Here is a 19,316-nt window from a genome sequence, read left to right on the forward strand (position 1 = left end):
CTCCTGCAATCGTGCGGCCTAACATCCGCAGCTTTTACCGAGGGCCGCGCCGACACAATCGCCGCGCGCCGCTCACTCCAGGAGAGTCGATGCCTACCCCTGCACTATTCCAACTGATCGGCAACACGCCGCTGGTCCAACTTACCCAACTGGATACCGGCGTGTGCCAGCTGTACGCCAAGCTGGAATCCCAAAATCCCGGCGGTTCGATCAAGGACCGCGTCGGCCTCTCGATCATCGAAACCGCCGAACGCGATGGCCGTTTGAAGCCGGGCGGCACCATCATCGAAGCCACCGCCGGCAACACCGGCCTGGGCCTGGCATTGGCCGGCCGCCTCAAGGGCTACCGCGTGCTGCTGGTGGTGCCCGACAAAATGTCCACCGAAAAAGTGCTGCACCTGAAAGCGCTGGGCGCCGAAGTGCGCACCACCCGCTCCGACGTCGGCAAGGGCCACCCGGAGTATTACCAGGATATGGCGGCGCGTCTCGCCGCAGAGATCCCCGGCGCCTTCTTCGCCGACCAGTTCAACAATCCTGCCAACCCGCTGGCGCATGAAACCAGCACCGGTCCGGAAATCTGGGCGCAGATGGGACACGAGGTCGATGCGATTGTGGTCGGTGTGGGCTCGGCCGGCACGCTGACCGGCTTGAGCCGCTACTTCCGCAAAGTCGCTCCGCACGTGGAATTCGTACTGGCCGATCCGCAAGGCTCTATCCTGACTGAATACGTGGCCACCGGAAAAGTCAGCGACACCAGCGGCTCGTGGGCGGTGGAAGGCATCGGCGAGGATTTCATTCCATCGATCGCCGACCTGAGTTCCGTCAAAAAAGCCTACACCATCACCGACCAGGAAAGCTTCGACAGCGCGCGCCTGCTGCTGCGCGCCGAAGGCATTCTTGGCGGCTCGTCGACCGGCACGCTGCTCGCCGCCGCACTCAAATACTGCCGCGAACAGACTACGCCCAAGCGCGTGGTGACGCTGGTGTGCGATACCGGCACGCGCTATCTGTCCAAAGTCTACAACGACGGCTGGATGCATGACCAGGGCCTGCTACGCCATGAGCCGACCGGCGATCTGCGCGACCTGATCGGCCGCCGCCATGATCGCGGTGAAGTTATCAGCGTTTCGCCCGAAGACACGCTGCTGGTCGCCTTCAATCGCATGCGCGCCGCCGATCTGGCACAATTGCCGGTGCTGGACGGTGAACGCCTGGTTGGCATCATCGACGAATCCGACCTGCTGCTGAAAGTGGACAATGACGCCGCCCAGTTCACCAGCCTGGTTGGCGCCACCATGACCGCGCGGCTGGAAACGCTGCGGCCCAACGCCAGCCTGCATGCGCTGCGCAGCACGCTGGACCGGGGCCTGACTGCCGTAGTGTCCGAAGGCGGCGTGTTCCATGGCCTGATTACCCGCTTCGACCTTCTCAACCATTTGCGCAGGACTTTACCGTGACCGATAAACTCAACCTCGCCACGCGCGTGATCCACGCCGGCCAGTCGCCCGATCCCTCCACCGGCGCCATCATGCCGCCGATTTACGCCACCTCCACCTTCGTGCAGCAGAGTCCCGGCGTGCACAAGGGGCTGGACTATGGCCGCTCGCACAACCCGACCCGCTGGGCGCTGGAGCGCTGCGTCGCCGATCTGGAAAGCGGTGCACAGGCGTTCGCCTTCGCCTCCGGCCTGGCGGCCATCTCGACGGTACTGGAACTGCTGGACGCCGGCGCCCACATCGTCGCCGGTGACGATATGTATGGCGGCACCTATCGCCTGTTCGAGCGCGTGCGCCGCCGCAGCGCCGGCCATGAGTTCACCTATGTTGACCTGACCGATCCTGAAAATCTGCGCAAGGCCATCCGTCCAGAGACGCGCATGGTGTGGGTGGAGACGCCGACCAATCCAATGCTCAAGCTGGCCGACCTGCAAGCCATCGCTGCCATCTGCCGCGAACACAACATCATCGCCGTGGCCGACAACACCTTCGCCAGTCCGATTGTGCAGCGCCCGCTGGAACTGGGTTTCGACATCGTGGTGCACTCGGCCACCAAATACCTGAACGGCCACTCAGACATCATCGGCGGCATCGCCGTAGTTGGCGCTGAGCCACGCCAGCAGGCATGGCGCGAGCAACTGGCCTTTCTGCAAAACTCGGTCGGTGCGATTGCCGGCCCGTTCGACAGCTTCCTGGCACTGCGCGGCGTGAAGACGCTGGCGATCCGCCTGCAGCGTCATTGCGAGAGTGCGCTGCAACTGGCGCAGTGGCTGGAACAGCAAAAGGAAGTGCGCAAGGTTTACTACCCTGGTCTGGCCTCGCATCCGCAGCACGAGCTGGCCAAGCGCCAGATGCACGGCTTCGGCGGCATCATCTCGATCGACCTGGATACCGACCTGGCGGGCGCGCGCCGCTTCCTCGAACGCTGCGAGATCTTTGCCCTGGCGGAGAGTTTAGGTGGTGTGGAAAGCCTGATTGAACATCCGGCCCTGATGACCCATGCATCGATCCCCGCCGAGCAACGTGCGCGGCTGGGAATCGGTGACGGGCTGATACGGCTGTCGGTCGGCATCGAGGATGTGGAAGACCTGCGGCGCGACCTGCGCGCCGCCCTCGATGCGATCTGAACTTAGAAGTTCATCTTGAACGTGGCGCCGTAGGTGCGCGGTTCGTTCAGCATGCCGGTCAGGTTGTTGAACTCAATCGCGCTGAGTGCCACCACCTTGTCGGTGATGTTACGGCCGAAGGCAGCCACTTCATACTTGCCGTCGCCCCACTTGTAGCCAACGCGCAGGCCGCCTTCGGTCAGTGGCTTGGCGGTGTACTCGACAGCGGTGTAAAGGAAGAAGTTGTACTTGCTGCGATAGCTCCAGTCGGTGATTGCATACAGCTCGCCATTGCCCACTTCGGTGCTGTACTTCAGCGAGAAGTTGGCCTGATTGCGCGGTGCGCGCGGCATGTCGTTGCCGTCGATCAGAACGTAGCCTGGGTAGCCTGGCGCTGCGACGTTGGTCGGCGTGCAGCCCATGCCCAGATTGTTGGCGCCGTTACCACAGTACTGCACGCGCACGTTCTTGTCCTTGATCTCGGTATCGTTGAAGCTATAACCCGCCGAGCCGCTGAAGCCGTAACCCAGATTGGCTTGCAGATCAAGCTCGATCCCCTGGCCCGTCACCTTGTCGGCATTCAGCAGACGATTCATATTGACGCCGCCGCTGCCGGCGGTCAGCTGCTTGTCCTTCATACGGTACTGGAACACGGTGGCGCTCAGGCGCGCACGCTTGTCAAACAGATCCTGCTTGATACCGGCTTCATACGACAGCGCTCGCTCAACGCCGGCCATGGTAGGCACATCACCCAGGCCGTTCAGGCGGCCCTGCATCGATGGCGCGCGGTAGCCAGTAGCGATACGGGCAAACACATTGGTTTCCTTGGTCAGCTCGTAGGTGCCGCTGACGTCCCAGCTGACATTGTCGGTCTTGCTGTCCAGCGTGTGCGGCACGGTGACCAGCACATTGGCGGCGTTGTAGTCGGTGCGCGAAGCGAAGAAGTCTTTCTTGTCGTCGGTGTAGCGCAGGCCGGCGCGCAGTTTCAGCTTGTCCGACACGGCATAGTTGACTGAGCCGAAAGCCGCCCACGATTTCGATTTCTGATTCTGACGTGCGTACGGAATGTTCTGCGGATTGCCCGGCGCCAGGCTGTCGAAGCTGATACTGTCGATCTGGATCGCTTCGTTGAAGTAGTACAGGCCGCCGATCCATTGCAGCGGGCCGCTGTAGTTGGACTCGGCGCGGAACTCTTGCGAGAACTGCTTGTGGTTAGGCAGCAGGTCGGCGGTTTCCACCACGAATGGAATGCGGCCAGGGCCATATGGCGGCGCGTAGACGGCACCGTAGCCACCATCGACGTCGGCGCGGCTGTTGAAGTCGAGTTTTTCGTAGCCAGTGATCGAGTGCAGCGTGATGTCGCTCAGATTGTATTTCAGGCGAATGCTGCCGCCCTGGGTTTTCAGCTTTTGATAGTTGACGCCGTCGGTCGGGTAGGAGCCATAGTCGAAGTTGTCGACCAGGTCATTGGTGCCCTGCTTGAGGATATTCGCACGGAACAGCGTGGCGCTGCCGTGGTAATTACGCTGGTGGTAGTTGAACAGCGCGTCAAAGTCCTTGGTCGGCTTGACCAGCGCCTGGATGCGGAAGGCGTTGTCGCCGTAGCCTTCGAAGTCGCGGGTGCCCTTGGTGGTATCCGGATTGGTGTTGTGCACGCGGTTGCCGCGATGCTGGCTGGTGCCGGCGAAGCGCAGCGCCACGGTGTCGCTGACCGGGATGTTGAACGCGCCTTCGGCGGTCTTGGCCGAGTAATTGCCCACGCCGAACTGTACGTAGCCTTCTTGTTTAAAGACCGGCTTGGCCGAATCGAACTTGATCACGCCAGCCGGCGAGTTGCGGCCGAACAGCGTGCCCTGCGGACCGCGCAGCACCTCGACCTGGTCAACGTCAAACACCGGGAAGCCTTTCAGCATGGCGTTTTCCATCACGATGTCGTCCATCACGTAGCCGACCGGCTGCGAGGCGTTCAGGTCGAAGTCGGTATTGCCCAGGCCACGGATATAGAAGCGCGGGAAAGCGCGGCCGTAGTCGGACTCGATATTCAGCGACGGCGTGCGACCGGACAGGATACGGATATCGCCGGCGCCGGCGGTCAGCGTGTCCAGCTTGTCGCCCTTGATGGTGGCGATCGACATCGGCACGTCCTTGATGTTCTCGGCGCGGCGCTGCGCGGTCACGATCACGGTTTCCAGCTGATCTTTGCTGGCTGGCGCTTCCTGTGCCTGTGCCAGTGGAAAAGCGCTGGCGACCGCCAGTGCGACCATCGACCGCATGGCGAAATTGCGTTGCTTGCTCATATGTCCTGCTCCCTTGAATGTATGTGTGAGTGTATGTTTTAGTTATAACGATATACACATTACCAATCATGCTAGCACGGAAAAAAACCCAGGAAAGCGGACTTTTGCGGGACTTGATTCATATCTATTTTGTATAAATAGCTAAGAAAAAACGAATTTGTCGTACATATTCGCGCTGGTGCATAGTCATGGATCGGCCCGCCGCGCCCGCTTCCGGGGTTTTCTCTATGAAACCAGGTTGTCATCGACGGCGCGACCTCGGTCCACCAGGACAAAAAAGCAACGATATAAAAATATTTAATTCGGCGCGCCCTGTTGCTGCATTGCGACAAGCAATCGACAATTCAGCCGGCGCCCACGGATTGCAATTCAGGCAATAATTTAGCAAGTTGCTAGCACTTAGCGATAGAAATCAGGGATTTAGAGGAATAAAACGGCCAGTAATTACATGCTACGGCCAATAAAAATATACAATATCGTTCTTCCAGGAGCCTATTCATGAAACTTTCACAACTTAGTTTGACGGTTGCAGCACTGTTTATCGCTGCCAGCGCGTCCGCGGCTGCCCCAAAACTGGGCATCGTGTATGACGCAGGCGGCAAGTTCGACAAGTCGTTCAATCAGTCCGCTTTCGAAGGCGCAACGCGCTTCAAAAAAGAAACCAATATCAATTTCATCGAGGTGCAAGCCTCCAGCGATACCCAGGCTGAACAGGTAATGCGCGGCCTCGCCCGCAAAAATCTCGACCTGATCGCCGCCATCGGCTTTGCTCAGCAGGCCGCCGTGCAAAAGGTCGCCAAAGAATTCCCTAAAGTACACTTCGTGCTGATCGACGGTGTGGCGCAAGGCGCCAACGTCAATTCCATCACTTTCAAGGAAGAAGAAGGTTCCTACCTGGCGGGCGTGGCTGCGGCCATGGCGTCCAAGTCGAAGAAGCTGGGCTTCATCGGCGGCGTCGATATCCCGCTGATCCGCACCTTCGCCTGCGGCTACACGCAGGGCGCCAAGGCGGTGAATCCCAAAGTCGATGTGACCTCGAACATGGTCGGCACCTCGTCGGACTCGTGGAACAACCCGGCCAAGGGCGGTGAGCTGGCCCGTTCGCAATTCGACCGTGGCGTCGATGTGGTGTTTGCCGTGGCCGGCGGTTCCGGCCTGGGCACGCTGCAAACCGCCAAGGAAAAAGGCAAGCTGGCGATCGGCGTCGATTCGAACCAGAACAGCCTGTACCCAGGCAGCATCCTGACCTCGATGGTCAAGCGCGTCGACAACGCCGTCTACGATTCCTTCATGCAGATGAAGAACGGCACCTGGAAGGCCGGCGTCACCGCCAAGGGCCTGAAGGAAGGCGGCGTGGACTGGGCGCTGGACGAGAACAATCGCAAGTTGATCACGCCGGAAATCGAGAAGCGCGTGCTGGGTGCACGCAAGGATATTATCGATGGCAAGATCAAGGTCATCGACATCCGCTCGGGCGCAGCCTGCCCGGTTTAATACCTGTTTGAATATAGAGCGCGCCGCCGGGGATTGCCCCCTGCGGCGCGTTTTACTTAATTAAAAAACGATCCTATGCAGCCAGCAGTAGAATTTCGCGGCATCTCCAAGCATTTCGGAGCTGTGAAAGCGAACACGGACGTCAGCTTCGCCATCGCCAAGGGTTCCATCCATGGCCTGGTGGGCGAGAACGGCGCCGGCAAATCGACCCTGATGAGCATCCTGTACGGATACTACCGCGCCGACGGCGGGGAGATCCTGCTCGATGGCCAGGCGCGTCGCATCCACAACAGCCAGGAGGCGATTTCCCTCGGTATCGGCATGGTGCACCAGCACTTCATGCTGGTCGAGAACATGACCGTGCTGGATAACGTGATGCTGGGCAGCGAAGGCGGCTTCAAGCTGAAAGCCAAGCGCGCCGCCGTGGAAGCCGAGCTGCGCGAGATTTGCACGCGCTACCGCCTCGACGTCGATCCACTGGCCACCATCCACGATTTGTCGGTGGGCGCGCAGCAGCGCGTCGAGATCCTCAAGCAGATCTACCGCAGCGCCAACATCCTGATCCTGGACGAGCCGACCGCCGTACTGACCGCGCAGGAAACCGAGTCGCTGTTTGAAATCCTGCGCCTGTTCAAGGAACAGGGCAAGACCATCATCCTGATCACCCACAAGCTGCAAGAGATCCTCGACATCACCGACACCGTGACCGTGATGCGCGGCGGCCGCGTGATCGGCGCGGTGCCGACCGCCGGCACCACCAAGGAAGACCTGGCCAATATGATGGTCGGCCGTCCGATCGAAAACAACCTGCCGCGCGCACCCTACAATCCGGGCGCGCCGGTGCTGCAAGTGCAGGACCTGCAACTGCTGGACGGCCAGGGCGTCAAACTGCTGGCCGATATCGGCTTCACGCTGCGCGCCGGCGAAATCGTGGCGGTGGCGGGCGTGTCCGGCAACGGCCAGAGCGAGTTGATGGAAATCCTGTCGGGCATGCGCCTGCCGACCTCCGGCAAGCTGGACTTCCTCGGCAAGCCGCTGCCCGGTCTGTCCCCCCGCGATCGTGCCGACGCCGACGGCCTGCCGCGCACCTTCCGCGAACTGGGCATCGGCCATGTGCCGGAAGACCGTCTGCGCGATGGCGTGATCAAGGCCTTCTCGGTCATGCACAACACCATCTTCGGCTACCAGGACAAGCTGAAAAACAAGTGGGGCCTGCTGGACTTCAAGGCTATCGCCGGCCGTTGCGCGGAACTGATGCGCAACTTCGATGTGCGCCCGAACAACCACGACCTGCGTATCGGCCTGCTCTCCGGCGGCAATCAGCAGAAGGTGGTGATCGCGCGCGAAGTGCTGGCGCAGCCTAAGCTGATGCTGGTCGGCCAGCCTACGCGCGGCGTCGACATCGGCACCATCGAAAGCATCCACACCCAGCTGCTCAAGCTGCGCGACCAGGGCGTCGCCATCCTGCTGGTGTCCGTGGAGCTGGAAGAAGTGCGCGCGCTGGCGGACCGTATCCTGGTCATGTGCGGCGGCCGCATCACCGGCGAACTGAAAATTGAAGAATTCGACACAACCCGTATCGGCTTGCTGATGGGCGGGATGCACAAATCATGAATAAAGACCTGCCACGCTGGGCAACCGCGTTTGTAATGCCCGTTCTGAACCTGCTGTCGGCACTGCTGGTGACCGCGCTGGTGATTCACTACCTGGGCGAGAGCCCGGTCGAATCGCTGGCGATCCTGATCAACAGCGCCGTCATCAACCCGGAAGGCCTGAGCTACACGCTGTTCTACGCCTCGACCTTCATCTTCACCGGCCTGGCGGTATCGATCGCCATGCAGGCCGGCCTGTTCAACATCGGCGCAGAAGGCCAGATGTACTTTGCAGGCCTGGGCCTGACCCTGGCCATGCTGGCCTTCGACAGCTCGCTGTCGCCATGGCTGCTGATCCCGACCGGCATGCTGGGCGCGGCCTTGTTCGGCGCGCTGTGGGCCTTTGTGCCCGGCTACCTGCAAGCGAAACGCGGCAGCCATGTGGTGGTCACCACCATCATGTTCAACTACATCGCCGCTTCGCTGATGAACACCGTGATCGTCAAGCTGGTGCCGCCGGGCGAACAGAATCCGGCCAGCCGCGCCTTCAGCGCCGCCGCCGAAATGCCGCGCCTGAACGAATGGTTTCCTATCCTGGGCGAGACGCCGCTCAACATCAGCTTCTTCATCGCCATCATCGCGCTGGTGATCTACGGCGTGGTGGTATCGCGTTCGGCATGGGGCTACAAGCTGCGGGCCACCGGCCTGAACAAGCACGCCGCGCACTACGCCGGCATCCGCATCAGCAAGATGATCATCATCGTCATGCTGATCTCGGGCGCGCTGGCCGGTTTGGGTTCAGTCAACTCCATCATGGGTTCGACCCACTACCTGTCGCTGAACTTCGTCGGCGGCGCGGGCTTCATCGGCATCGCGATTGCGCTGATGGGGCGGCAGCACCCAGTAGGGATTTTCCTGTCGGCGGTACTGTTCGGCGCGCTGACGCAAGGTGGCTTCGATCTGTCGCTGGAAAAGCAGAACATCCCGCCTGAGACGGTGATCCTGATCCAGGGCCTGATCATCCTGTTCTGCGGCGCGATGGAAAACTTGTACGCGCCGGCCATCGCCAAAGCGCTGAAATTCAAGAAGTGAGGACGATATGACTTTAGATGACCTGCATATCGGCAGTATCCTGGTATCCACCGTGCGCAATGCGCCAGTGCTGATTTTCGCCGGCATGGCCGGCCTGTTCGCCGAACGTTCGGGCGTGATCGACATCGGCCTGGAAGGCAAGATCCTGGCATCGGCGTTTGTCTCGGCGGCGGTGGCCTACACCACGCAAAATCCATGGAACGGCGTCATGGCTGGCATCCTGGTGTCGGTGCTGCTGGCCACGCTGCAAGCCTATGTGGCCATCACCCAGAAGGGCAACCAGCTGGTGGCCGGCATCGCCATCAACATCGCCATGAGCGGCCTGACCTTCGTGGTGGCGCAGTACATCTTCCAGCAAGGCGGCCGCACGCCGGACCTGGGTTCGGCGCGTTTGTTTGACGTGGTGCTGCCGGGTACTGCGGCGGTGGAAGGCATCCCCTTCATCGGCTGGCTGTATGCGCACCTGATCGGCGGCCACTCGGTGCTGGTCTATCTGGCTTTCCTGCTGGTGCCGCTGGTGCACTGGGTGATTTACCACAGCCGCTTCGGCCTGCGCCTGCGCGCCTGCGGCGAGAATCCACACGCGGCCGATGCGGCCGGCGTGAACGTCGAGCGTCAGCGCTACATGGCGATGATCATCGCCGGCGTGCTGTGCTCCTTCTCTGGCGCCTATCTGTCGATCGTGCAGAGCGGCTTCTTCCTGCGCGATATGTCGGCCGGCGCTGGCTACCTGGCGCTGACCGCCATGGTATTCGGTAACTGGCGTCCGCTCTACACCTTCCTCGGCTGCCTGATGTTCGGTTTCTTCGGCGCGGTGCAGATCCAGATCGAAGGCGTCGAGTTGCCAGTGATCGGCCGCGTGCCGGGTGCGCTGATCCAGATGGTGCCTTACGTGCTGACCGTGATCGTGCTGGCTGGTCTGATGGCCAAGTCGGTGGCGCCGAAAGCGCTGGGTACGCCGTTCGTCAAGTCGCGTTAAACGGCCTTCATTTAAAGGTCTTCATATAGGACAGCAGGTCGGCGACCTGCTGTTCATCCTTGATTCCCCAGAAACGCATGCTGGTGCCGGGCACCACGTCATGCGGCGCGCGCACAAATGCCGCCAGATTCTTCTCGGTCCACACCAGGCCCGACTTCCGCATCGCTTCCGAATACTTGTAGTCCCTGGTGGACGCCGCCTTGCGTCCAACGATGGCGTTCAGCTGCGGCCCATAGCCTGCGCTTGCATACGGCCCCACCGCGTGGCAGGACGCGCAGCGCTGGAACAGCCGCGCGCCAACTTTGGGATCGCCAGCAGCGCCGGCCTGGCCTGCCGCCAGCAATGCAATCAACAACAGTCTCTTCATAACAAATGTAGTGCCGCATACTGCAGCAGCATGATGGTTTTGCCGTCGGCGATGTCGCCGGAGGCGATCATTTGCAGGGCGCGTTCCAGCGGTAACTCCAGCACTTCAATGTCTTCGCCCTCTTCAACGATGCCGCCGCCTTCGCCAATGCGCGCTGCGGCCTCGTACTCCGCCACGAAGAAGTATAGGCGTTCCGTCACCGAACCGGGGCTCATGAACGCCTCGAACACCTTGCGCACCTCGCCGATGCGGTAGCCGGTTTCCTCCTCCACCTCGGCCTTGATGCGCTGCTCCGGGCTGGCCTGGTCCAGCAGCCCGGCCGCCGCTTCAATCAGAAAGCCGTCATGGCCGTTGCCGTAGGTCGGAAAGCGGAACTGCCGCACCAGCACCACCGTGCGCTGTGCACGGTTATACAGCAGGATGGTGGCGCCATTGCCGCGATCATAGGTTTCGCGCGTCTGGCGCTGCCAGCTGCCGTCGCGGCGGCGGTAATCGAAGGTGGTCTTCTTCAGCAGGAACCAGTCGTCGGACAAAGTCTCAACCTGATGAATGCGGATACGGTCTTCGGGCATGGCGCTCTCCTGTTTGCGTTTTTTGACGATATCATGCAATATCGTGCAATATCAAGAAAATTCGTGCATATGCTAACCCGCCAACGCAAAGAACTGCTGCTCGCCCGCCTGAAACAGGATGGGCAGATCGTCGCCCGCACGCTCAGCGATGAGCTGGGCCTGTCAGAAGACACCATCCGCCGCGACCTGCGCGAACTGGCCGCAGAGGGGCTGCTGCAACGCGTACATGGCGGCGCGCTGCCGCTGGATCCGCCGCTGCCGCCCTCGCCGGCCATGGGCGACTTCGGCGCGCGCCAGCAGATCTCCAGCGAGGCCAAGCCGTCGATCGCGCGCGCGGCGGCCGCCATGATCGCGCCCGGCCAGGTGGTGTTCATCGATGGCGGCACCACCGCCGTGCAACTGGCGCGCGCCTTGCCGCCGACGCTGTGCTGCACGGTGGTGACGCACAGCCCGTCGGTGGCGGTGGAGCTGGCCGGGCATCCGCTGGCCGAGGTGATCCTGATCGGCGGCCGGCTGTTCAAGCACTCCATCGTGGCGATGGGACCATCGGCGCTGGAAGCGATCGCGCAGATCGGCACCGACATCTACTTCATGGGCGTGTGCAGCCTGCATCCGGAATCGGGCATCAGCACCGGTGACTTCGACGAGGCCGGTGTCAAGCGCGCCATCAGCCGCATGGCGCGGCGGACAGTGGTGCTGGCGTCGCCGGAGAAACTGGACACCGCTTCGCCCTACCAGATTGCGCCGTTGACGCAGGTAAGCGCCATCATCGTCAGCCGCGACGCGCCGGAAGCAGCGGTGGAGCGCTATCGCGCGCTGGGGATCGAAGTCACCAAGGCTTAATATTTGTGTGACACACTGGCTGGATGTCGACGTCTCACGCTTCAAAAAAATTCGGCTTGTGGTCCATGCTGCTGGCAGCCTGCTGGCTGGCGGCGGGCAGTTGCGGCGCCGTTACCCGCCTGGTGTATCCGCTCACCAGCGTGGATGATGCGGACAGCCGTTACGATTATGACTGGGCGGTGCTGCGCGTGGCCTTGCAAAAGACTGCGGCGCGCTATGGGCCGTTCGAGCTGCATCAGTCGCCACAGGCCATGTCGCCGCCGCGCGTGACGCAGGAGCTGCTGACGCCGGGCGGCCGCATCAATGTGTTCGCACGCGCCACGTCACCTGAACTGGAGCGCCAGTTCCTGCCGGTGCGCCTTCCGATCGATAAGGGGCTGCTGGGTTACCGCATGTTCCTGGTGCGCGATGAGGATCTGCCGCGCTTTGCAGCAGTGCGCACACTGGATGATTTGCGCGAGCTGCGCGCTGGCCAGGGCAAGGGCTGGGTGGATGTGTCGCTGCTGCGCGGTGCAGGCTTGACGGTCGTTGAAGGCACCAGCTATACGGGCCTGTTTGCGATGCTGAACGCGGGCCGCTTCGACTGGTTCTCGCGCGGCATTGATGAAGCGCAGCGCGAGTGGCGGGAGCGCCGTTTGACGTATCCTGGCATGACGATCGAGCCGGCCTTGCTGTTGCAGTATCCGTTGCCGCTGTATTTTTTCCTGCGGCGCGATGCCGAAGGCCAGCAGCTGGCGCGCCGCATCACGGATGGCATGGAGATCATGATCAGGGATGGTTCGCTGAACGCTCTGTTCCAGCAATACAAAGGCGACAGCATCAAGGCGGGCAAGCTATCCGGACGGCGCGTGCTGCACCTGAAGAATCCACACCTGACAACAGAGACGCCGCTGTCACGCGGCGAACTCTGGTTCAATCCGATTACCGGGAAGTGATTATGGCCAGATCGCTTTCAGCACCGCGGCCAGGTGGTAGCCGCCCTGAATCAGCTGCGCCTTGGCGGCGGCCGACGACGGCACCGGATAGTTGTCCGGAATCGCCAGCGGCCAGGTGTAGTAAGTCTCGCCCTTTTTGCTGGTCTGTTGCATCGCCGCGCCCGGCGTCACGTCGGTGTAGGCCAGCTTGGCCACCACCAGCGTCTGATCCGCCCACTGATACGGCCAGGTCACCGGATCGCCGCTGTTCGCCGCCACCACCGGATTGCCGGCAATGACCATCTGCGCGAACTGTTCCGGCGTGCGTGCGCCGATGCGGCGGAACGCATAGTTGACCACCGTCGTGTCCCAGTAGGAGTGGAAGGCGCGCGTGGTCTGCGCCGGACGCGCCGGCGTGGCTGGTGCAGGCTTGTCCTCCGCTGGACCGGCAGGGATCAGCTCACCGCTTTTCTGCGTCAGCTTGATATCGTCCAGTTGCAGGTTGTTGCCGCCCGATGTACCAAAGGCTTCCTTGTCATCCAGCTGCTTTTGCGTCGGCACCATGAAGCCGCCATTCTTGGCGACATAGCCTTCACCCACATGCAGCGGCTGCGCGATATCACCGGTCAGGTGGGTCAGCATCAGCAGCGCCTGGCGTGGCGTGAAATTGTGCGGATTGGTGGTGGCATCGCCCTTCCCTTGCAGCACGGCGATGCACTGCTTCAGCGTCTGCACGATGTCATGCTCGGCGGTGCCGACGCCATGGTCTTCGTAATGCGCCAGCTGGTACGGCACGTCGGTGTAGTGGTATTCGCTGTGCTTCGGATTGGCGGTCGTGTAAGCCACCATCTCTTCGGTCTGCGGACCGCAGTAAGTGCCTTTCACGCAGTCGGCCCACGAGGCCACCTTGGCCAGGCTTTCGCCCGGCAGCAGCAAGGCCTGTACCTGCTTCTCGGCGTTGGAGCCCTTGATCAGCTGGTCGGCAATCGCGCCGACCGCGCGGTGGCCGTCATTGCCCCAGGCGTGGGCATTGAAGGAAGCGAAGGCGCTGCTCAGCGCCAGTATGCATGCAAGCTTTTTCATTCAGGGCTGCCTTTCGATGGCTTAGGGTATTGTTTGTTGATGTCCAGCGGCTGCGCGTACTGCGAGTTCCAGGTCTGCTCCTGCAGCGCGGCCAGGCGCTGCGCCATTTTCTCGTTGCGCATCACCACTTCCAGATTGCGCGACAGGTCAAAATAACCGCCGCTCCAGTTGCTGGTGCCGACCCACGCGACCTGGTTATCGATCACCATGGTCTTGCTGTGGATGACGCGCGCAAATGGAATGAAGCCGGCCGAGGCCACCGGCAGCGTCACCACACGGATTTCCACGTTCGGCAGGATGGCCAGCGATTTCAGGTACACCTGCGCCGGCTGCTCCAGGTTCCAGTTGGAGACCATCAGCTTGACCTTGACGCCACGGTTGGCGGCCGAGCGCACTGCGTTGTCGATCACCGCGTAGTAAGGACGCGTGCCTTTCGGGCCGTAGCTCAGCGGCGCGTAGTCCAGCAGCTGGATGCGCACTTCGCTCTTGGCTTCGGCCAGCAGCGCCGGCAGGCCGCTCTCGGAATCGCCCACGCCGGCCGGGTTGTACTGGTTGGGGCTGGACAGCAGGAAGGCGTTTTGATGGATGTCCGCCGCCACAGTCTTGACGTTCAGCGCCGGCGCCACCTGGCCGGCCGAAGTCAGCGCCTGCGCGCGCCAGTCCTGGTTGAAGATTGCCAGCACCTGCGACACCACTTTCGGATCGGTGATGCGCAAGCCGGTTTCGTGGATATGCTCGAACGAGCGCCAGTCAAAATTCTGGCTGCCGATGAAGGCGGTCGCGCCGTCCACCACCAGGTACTTGGCGTGGATGATGCCGTTGCCGGTCAGCTTATTGAAATCGAGGACGCGGAATTCCAGGTTAGGAATCGCCTTGAGCCGTTCGATGGTCGGCTTCTCCGACAGGCCCACACCTTTCTGGTCGAGCAGGAAGCGGATCTTCACGCCGCGCTTGCCGGCCGTCTCCAGATGCTCGACCACTTTGTCGAACACGCTGCCCGGCTTGATCACCGCGTAGAACTGGCCGATGACGATCTCGCTTTTGGCGTTGTCAAACAATTCGGTCCACACTTGCGCCGCGCTGCGCAGGTCATCGCTGTGCAGCGGCGTTTCGACCGGCGCGGTCTGCACCAGTTCATAGCCGGGTATCGAAAATTCGGCATGCGCCGGCGCGGCCAGCACGCCAGCCGCCATCAGGGCGGAAACTAAAATACGACGCATCATTACTCCTTTTGTATGCTCTGGTAGCGTGTCTGCGGCGCGGCTGCGCCGGCCGGTTTCTGGTCTTGCTCGCGCTTGGCCAGATAGCTGGTCAGCGCGTCGATGTCACGGATATTGGTCGGTGCGCGGTTGCTGCCTTGCTTGAAGGCCGGGAAGCCGTCGCCGCCTTCGGCCAGGAAGTTATTGGTCACCACGCGATAGGTGGAGGCCATGTCCAGCCTGACGCCGTTCAGTTTCACGCTGTCCGGCACGATGCGCTGGCCTTCCGGCTTGAACTCGTCCCACTCGTAGCTGAAGCCTTCCGAAACTTGCAGCAGGCCGCGCTTCTGGTCGCGGGCACCGGCCCACTGTTCTTCCAGCAGCTCGACGATCTGTGCGCCGCGCAAATTCATCGCGATCAGCGTATTGCCGAACGGGAGTACCGCCATCGCGTGTCCCAGCGTCACCACATTGCCCGGCGCCGTCTCCAGGTCCTGACGGATGCCGCCCGGATTCTGCAGCGCGATCTGCGCGCCGAACGGACGGCCTGCGGCCAGCATGGAGTCCGCCACCAGGTCGCCCAGCGCGGACTCGCGCTTGTGGTCCTTGTCGCGCTTCACGCTGCCCACCGCGATCTTCGCCACCGGACGCGCCAGCGCGGCGGTGCTGCTGGCGCGGGCTTTCTTCAGATAGGCGTCCAGCGCCGGGTCGGCGGGCCATTTACCCGGCACCATCACCACCTGCTGTGCGCTGACATCGCGCACGCTATTGCTGTTGGTGTCCACGCTCAGCGTGATGCGGCCCATGACGTGGCCGCCCATATCGGACTGCGTCACCAGGCGGCCATCAACCTTGCACAGATAACCCTGATGCGAGTGGCCACTGATCACCAGGCGGATCGCCGGATCGAGGCGCTTGACCACATCCACGATCGGCCCTTTCAGATTGCTGCAATTCTGCTGGTCGAATTTATCGGTGGTGAGGCCGCCCTGGTGGATCAGCACCACGAACACACCCACGCCTTCCTTGCGCAGTTCCGGCAGCTGGCGGTTGATGGCGTCCGCCTCGTCGATGAACTCCAGGCCGGCGATGCCGGACGCCAGCGCCGACTCGGCCGTCTCACGTAGCACCGTGCCGATGAAGCCGATCTTGACGCCATGCGCGGTTTCGATTTTATAGGCCGGCAGCACCGGCTTGCGGGTGACCATGTCCACCACGTTCGCCGCCAGGTACTGGAACTGCGCGCCTTGATAGGCGCCTTCAAACTTGCAGGCCTTGTCGGCGCGTGGCGATACGCAACCGCCCTTCTGCTGGCGCAGCAGCTCGATGCGGCCCTGGTCGAATTCGTGATTGCCAACCGACGTGGCGCGCAGGCCCAGCAAGTTCATCGCGCCGATGGTCGGTTCGTCGGCCCACATCGCGGAGATGGCCGGGCTGGCGCCTATCAGGTCGCCGGCGCCGACCAGCAGCAGCTCAGGATCATCCTTGCGCCACGCTTGCAGCGCCGCACCCAGCGTGTCGATGCCGCCCGCGGTGATCACCTTTTCACCGCCGCCTGAGGCGCTGTCCAGCGTGTATTTGCTGGCTTCCAGATTGCCGTGAAAATCATTCAGCGCCACCAGCTGGATCTCGGTCACACCAGGCGGCAGCGGCTGTTTCGGCAGCCATGCGCAGCCGCCCAGCAAGGCCGCCAGCGTCATGCCGACGAGCGGGCTCAGATGTTTTTTCATTGCAGTAAACCGTTGTGTTGAATCGGTCATTGTACCGTCCAAAGCGCCTTGCGCAGAGCGGAAAATATTACGTTACAAAATGCGCCGCCAAATGAAAAACACCCTATAAGTACAGGACTTATAGGGTGTTGAGCGTGCATCAGAGGCGGGCAGCAACCCGCCGCGATAAACGATTAGAAGTCAACCGACAGGGTTGCCGACACGAAGCGTGGGGCGCCCAGGTAGTAGCGGGTGGCGCCGTTCGCTGCCAGGCCTTGGTATGGCAGCGAGTTGATCACGGTGGTCGACGACGGGTTGCGGTACTGCTTGTCGGTGAGGTTGCTGACGTTGACGGTCAGCTTAGGACGCTTCAGCCAGCCGTAGTTGGCGAAGGTGTAGCCACCGTCCAGACCGTAGGTGGTGTAGCCAGGAGCGACTTCGTCGTTCAGCAGCGAAGCGTATTGCTTGCTGGTGGCGCGTGCTTTTACACGAACCCAGAACGCACCGTCCTGGTACTCAACCGACAGGCCAGCCTTGCGGCGTGGCGCGTTTGGCGCTTCCTTGCCGGCGGTTGGCAGAACCACGGTGGCGCTGCCACGCAGGTTGTCTTCCAGTTCCGATTTCAGGTAGCCCAGCGAGCCGTAGAATGCCCAGCCGTTGATTGGGGTGTTACCCACTTCGATTTCCAGACCGCTGTGCTTCTCGCCACCGATGTTACGGTAGAAGCTACGGCCGGTGTCTGGATCAAACGCGGTCATTTGCTTGTTCTTGAAGTCGGTGTAGAACGCGGTCACGGTTGCGATGAACTTCGAATCCTGGTGACGGTAGCCCACGTCGCCGCTCCACGAGGTTTCTGGCGTCACGTCCACGAAGGAAGTCGGCAGCAGGGTCACTGGATCAACCACCACGCTGGTGCCGATGTTACCGAACACGAAGTTCGGCGGCGCCTTCATGTTTTTGGCGATCGAGGTGAAGATCTGGTCATCGTTGGTGATGCGATAGCGGGCACCGAACTGTGGCAGCACTTCGCTGTAGGTCTTGACGTACTGGTACGGCTTGACGTTGTTGTTCTCGTCACCGAAGTTGGTGAAGTCACGCTTGATGTGCGGAGCGCGTACACCGATGTTCAGCTTCAGCTTGTCGTCCATCAGGCTGATGGTGTCTTGCATGAAGGCCTGGTAAGCGGTCGAGATCGAGATCCAGTCGCGGCTGTTGGCGGCGTGGCCGTCAGGACGCTGAATCTGGCCATCTTGCAGCCATACGTCGGCGCGGTTGCCGTCGTTGGTCAGTGCCAGCATAGGGCCGGTCTGCTCGTGGCGAGCACGTTCCCACCAAACGCCTGCCTTGATTTCGTGGTTTTCCAGGTTGTAGATGGTGGCGATGTTCACACCAGGACGCACGGTGCGGGTCACGCTGGCGTTGGCTACCAGGACGGTGTCCAGGGTATCGCCGTCGCCGTTCAGGTCAACTGCCAGGTCACGCTTGCCGGTGGCTGGGTTGTAGAAAGCCTTTTCCGACTGGGCGCGTTGCTGCACGCCGCCGTTACCGAAGCCGTACCACAGGTATGGAGTCACAGCCAGGTCGAGGTTTTCGGTCAGGCGGAATTTGCTGACTGCCGAAGCGACGATGTTTTTGAACGGGTTCACGCCCAGGCCATAGTAGGCTGGCGACTGGGTGGTTTCGTTCTGCACGGTGCCCTTGACTGGGGTCAGGTGACCTTTGAAGGTGTCGGCGTAGTCGAAGTAGTAACCGTTGGCGTTGATCTCGGCCAGGGTCAGGTTGTTGATGTTGTTGTTGACTGCTTTGTTGAACAGAACGGTGGCGTGGACGTAGTTGAAACGGTCCCAGTCGTAGTTCACACCCAGATCGATGTGGTTACGGTTTGCTTCGCCTTTGCCTTTCCATTTGTCGGCTTCGGCGTGCGAGCCGGAGATGAAGGCGGTGAACTTGCCATCCAGCAGAGCGCCGGTGTCATAGCGCACGAAGGTTTTTTGCATGTTCAGCTGACCGATGGTCTGCATTACGCGCACGCGCTGTTTTTTCTCTGGCGCGCAGGTGGTGATGCCGAAGTTACCACCGGTGGCGCCAACTTGTGGCGAATCCACGTCGGTCGAACCCTGGGTCACGAACTGGGTGCAGGTGTTCTCTTGGTCCACATACTCTTGTGGGTAGATAGCGAAGTTACCGGAGTCATTGACTGGCACGCCGTTGATGGTGGCGCCGATCTGGTCGGAGTTGAAGCCGCGCAGGGTCATGCCGCCGCCGAACAGGCCGGTCGCGTCGTAGTTGTAGCTGTTAACTGCTGGCAGCATTTCCAGTGCTTCATAAGCGTTGCCGGTTGGGCGCTGCTTTTCCAATTCTTCCGCAGTAATCGTCGAACGTGCTTTTGGCGCGTCTTCCGTTACCATCAGGCCCATACCCAGTTTTTTACCGGTGATGACCACCTCGGCCTTGCCTGGAGTGGCGGTTGCTGCCTCCTGTGCAAAAGCGGAACCCGCTGCCATTGCAGCCAGGTGAGCCGCCACGGCGATTACGCTCAAGCGCAAGACCGGAGATTGTTTGGATTGCATTAA

The 19,316-nt window shown here is 61.5% G+C and carries 15 protein-coding genes; 8 read left to right on the forward strand and 7 right to left on the reverse strand.

Annotation, left to right across the window (positions count from 1 at the left end; translation table 11 throughout):
• Positions 1-89 precede the first annotated feature (89 nt).
• Positions 90-1,457, forward strand: coding sequence for a cystathionine beta-synthase (locus KW842_RS11595; RefSeq protein ID WP_218304226.1), 1,368 nt, complete (start codon positions 90-92; stop codon positions 1,455-1,457).
• The gene (locus KW842_RS11600; protein ID WP_218304227.1) at positions 1,454-2,623 is read left to right on the forward strand and encodes a PLP-dependent aspartate aminotransferase family protein; all 1,170 of its coding nucleotides are present in this window, start codon (positions 1,454-1,456) and stop codon (positions 2,621-2,623) included. The genes KW842_RS11595 and KW842_RS11600 overlap by 4 nt, the downstream gene beginning before the upstream one ends.
• A gap of 2 nt (positions 2,624-2,625) precedes the next feature.
• Here KW842_RS11600 and KW842_RS11605 read toward each other — a convergent pair whose 3' ends face one another.
• Complete coding sequence (locus KW842_RS11605; RefSeq protein WP_218304228.1) at positions 2,626-4,899, reverse strand: TonB-dependent receptor; 2,274 nt, start codon at positions 4,897-4,899, stop codon at positions 2,626-2,628.
• 498 nt (positions 4,900-5,397) lie between these two features.
• Between KW842_RS11605 and KW842_RS11610 the strand changes: the two genes are divergently transcribed.
• The 4 genes from KW842_RS11610 (at position 5,398) to KW842_RS11625 (ending at position 10,056) form a co-directional block, all read left to right on the forward strand.
• Positions 5,398-6,393, forward strand: a complete 996-nt coding sequence (locus KW842_RS11610) for a BMP family protein (RefSeq protein ID WP_090186160.1) — start codon at positions 5,398-5,400, stop codon at positions 6,391-6,393.
• A gap of 75 nt (positions 6,394-6,468) precedes the next feature.
• Positions 6,469-8,007, forward strand: coding sequence for an ABC transporter ATP-binding protein (locus tag KW842_RS11615; RefSeq protein WP_218304229.1), 1,539 nt, complete (start codon positions 6,469-6,471; stop codon positions 8,005-8,007).
• Entirely contained in the window at positions 8,004-9,077 is a 1,074-nt protein-coding gene (locus tag KW842_RS11620) for an ABC transporter permease (protein WP_229223623.1), read from the forward strand. Before KW842_RS11615 ends, KW842_RS11620 begins: the two co-directional genes overlap by 4 nt.
• Before the next feature lie 7 nt (positions 9,078-9,084).
• Positions 9,085-10,056: an ABC transporter permease gene (locus KW842_RS11625; protein WP_218304230.1), complete on the forward strand. Its 972-nt coding sequence runs from the start codon at positions 9,085-9,087 to the stop codon at positions 10,054-10,056.
• Positions 10,057-10,063: 7 nt separating this feature from the next.
• Here KW842_RS11625 and KW842_RS11630 read toward each other — a convergent pair whose 3' ends face one another.
• Both KW842_RS11630 and KW842_RS11635 read right to left on the reverse strand, forming a co-directional pair.
• Entirely contained in the window at positions 10,064-10,423 is a 360-nt protein-coding gene (locus tag KW842_RS11630; RefSeq protein ID WP_218304231.1) for a cytochrome c family protein, read from the reverse strand.
• Positions 10,420-10,995 (reverse strand): NUDIX domain-containing protein, encoded by a 576-nt coding sequence (locus tag KW842_RS11635; protein WP_218304232.1) that lies wholly within the window; start codon positions 10,993-10,995, stop codon positions 10,420-10,422. Before KW842_RS11635 ends, KW842_RS11630 begins: the two co-directional genes overlap by 4 nt.
• A 69-nt stretch (positions 10,996-11,064) precedes the next feature.
• Here KW842_RS11635 and KW842_RS11640 point away from each other — a divergent pair, with 69 nt between their 5' ends.
• Positions 11,065-11,838 carry a DeoR/GlpR family DNA-binding transcription regulator gene (locus KW842_RS11640; RefSeq protein ID WP_218304233.1) on the forward strand — a complete coding sequence of 258 codons (774 nt, stop codon included), beginning with the start codon at positions 11,065-11,067 and terminating at the stop codon, positions 11,836-11,838.
• Positions 11,839-11,903: 65 nt separating this feature from the next.
• A complete protein-coding gene (locus KW842_RS11645) occupies positions 11,904-12,773 on the forward strand; it encodes a hypothetical protein (RefSeq protein WP_218304234.1) in 870 nt (289 codons plus the stop codon).
• On the opposite strand, the gene KW842_RS11650 is transcribed toward KW842_RS11645, so the two are convergent.
• The 4 genes from KW842_RS11650 to KW842_RS11665 form a co-directional block, all read right to left on the reverse strand.
• The gene (locus KW842_RS11650) at positions 12,774-13,835 is read right to left on the reverse strand and encodes a S1/P1 nuclease (RefSeq protein ID WP_218304235.1); all 1,062 of its coding nucleotides are present in this window, start codon (positions 13,833-13,835) and stop codon (positions 12,774-12,776) included. It abuts the gene before it with no gap.
• Positions 13,832-15,055, reverse strand: a complete 1,224-nt coding sequence (locus tag KW842_RS11655; RefSeq protein WP_218304296.1) for a phospholipase D-like domain-containing protein — start codon at positions 15,053-15,055, stop codon at positions 13,832-13,834. The genes KW842_RS11650 and KW842_RS11655 overlap by 4 nt, the downstream gene beginning before the upstream one ends.
• A gap of 2 nt (positions 15,056-15,057) precedes the next feature.
• The gene (locus KW842_RS11660) at positions 15,058-16,764 is read right to left on the reverse strand and encodes a bifunctional UDP-sugar hydrolase/5'-nucleotidase (RefSeq protein ID WP_218304236.1); all 1,707 of its coding nucleotides are present in this window, start codon (positions 16,762-16,764) and stop codon (positions 15,058-15,060) included.
• Between the two features lie 173 nt (positions 16,765-16,937).
• Positions 16,938-19,313: a TonB-dependent receptor gene (locus KW842_RS11665; protein WP_218304237.1), complete on the reverse strand. Its 2,376-nt coding sequence runs from the start codon at positions 19,311-19,313 to the stop codon at positions 16,938-16,940.
• Positions 19,314-19,316 lie beyond the last annotated feature (3 nt).

This window comes from Duganella sp. sic0402, from assembly GCF_019219065.1.
GTDB lineage: Bacteria > Pseudomonadota > Gammaproteobacteria > Burkholderiales > Burkholderiaceae_D > Rugamonas.

Bases quoted from the DNA above. Each gene is read 5' to 3' on its own strand.
- KW842_RS11605 (WP_218304228.1), bottom strand. From the start codon at position 4,899: ATGAGCAAGCAACGCAATTTCGCCATGCGGTCGATGGTCGCACTGGCG.
- KW842_RS11655 (WP_218304296.1), bottom strand. From the start codon at position 15,055: ATGCGTCGTATTTTAGTTTCCGCCCTGATGGCGGCTGGCGTGCTGGCC.
- KW842_RS11625 (WP_218304230.1), top strand. From the start codon at position 9,085: ATGACTTTAGATGACCTGCATATCGGCAGTATCCTGGTATCCACCGTG.
- KW842_RS11635 (WP_218304232.1), bottom strand. From the start codon at position 10,995: ATGCCCGAAGACCGTATCCGCATTCATCAGGTTGAGACTTTGTCCGAC.
- KW842_RS11660 (WP_218304236.1), bottom strand. From the start codon at position 16,764: ATGAAAAAACATCTGAGCCCGCTCGTCGGCATGACGCTGGCGGCCTTG.
- KW842_RS11650 (WP_218304235.1), bottom strand. From the start codon at position 13,835: ATGAAAAAGCTTGCATGCATACTGGCGCTGAGCAGCGCCTTCGCTTCC.
- KW842_RS11665 (WP_218304237.1), bottom strand. From the start codon at position 19,313: ATGCAATCCAAACAATCTCCGGTCTTGCGCTTGAGCGTAATCGCCGTG.
- KW842_RS11595 (WP_218304226.1), top strand. From the start codon at position 90: ATGCCTACCCCTGCACTATTCCAACTGATCGGCAACACGCCGCTGGTC.
- KW842_RS11640 (WP_218304233.1), top strand. From the start codon at position 11,065: ATGCTAACCCGCCAACGCAAAGAACTGCTGCTCGCCCGCCTGAAACAG.
- KW842_RS11615 (WP_218304229.1), top strand. From the start codon at position 6,469: ATGCAGCCAGCAGTAGAATTTCGCGGCATCTCCAAGCATTTCGGAGCT.
- KW842_RS11620 (WP_229223623.1), top strand. From the start codon at position 8,004: ATGAATAAAGACCTGCCACGCTGGGCAACCGCGTTTGTAATGCCCGTT.
- KW842_RS11610 (WP_090186160.1), top strand. From the start codon at position 5,398: ATGAAACTTTCACAACTTAGTTTGACGGTTGCAGCACTGTTTATCGCT.
- KW842_RS11645 (WP_218304234.1), top strand. From the start codon at position 11,904: ATGCTGCTGGCAGCCTGCTGGCTGGCGGCGGGCAGTTGCGGCGCCGTT.
- KW842_RS11630 (WP_218304231.1), bottom strand. From the start codon at position 10,423: ATGAAGAGACTGTTGTTGATTGCATTGCTGGCGGCAGGCCAGGCCGGC.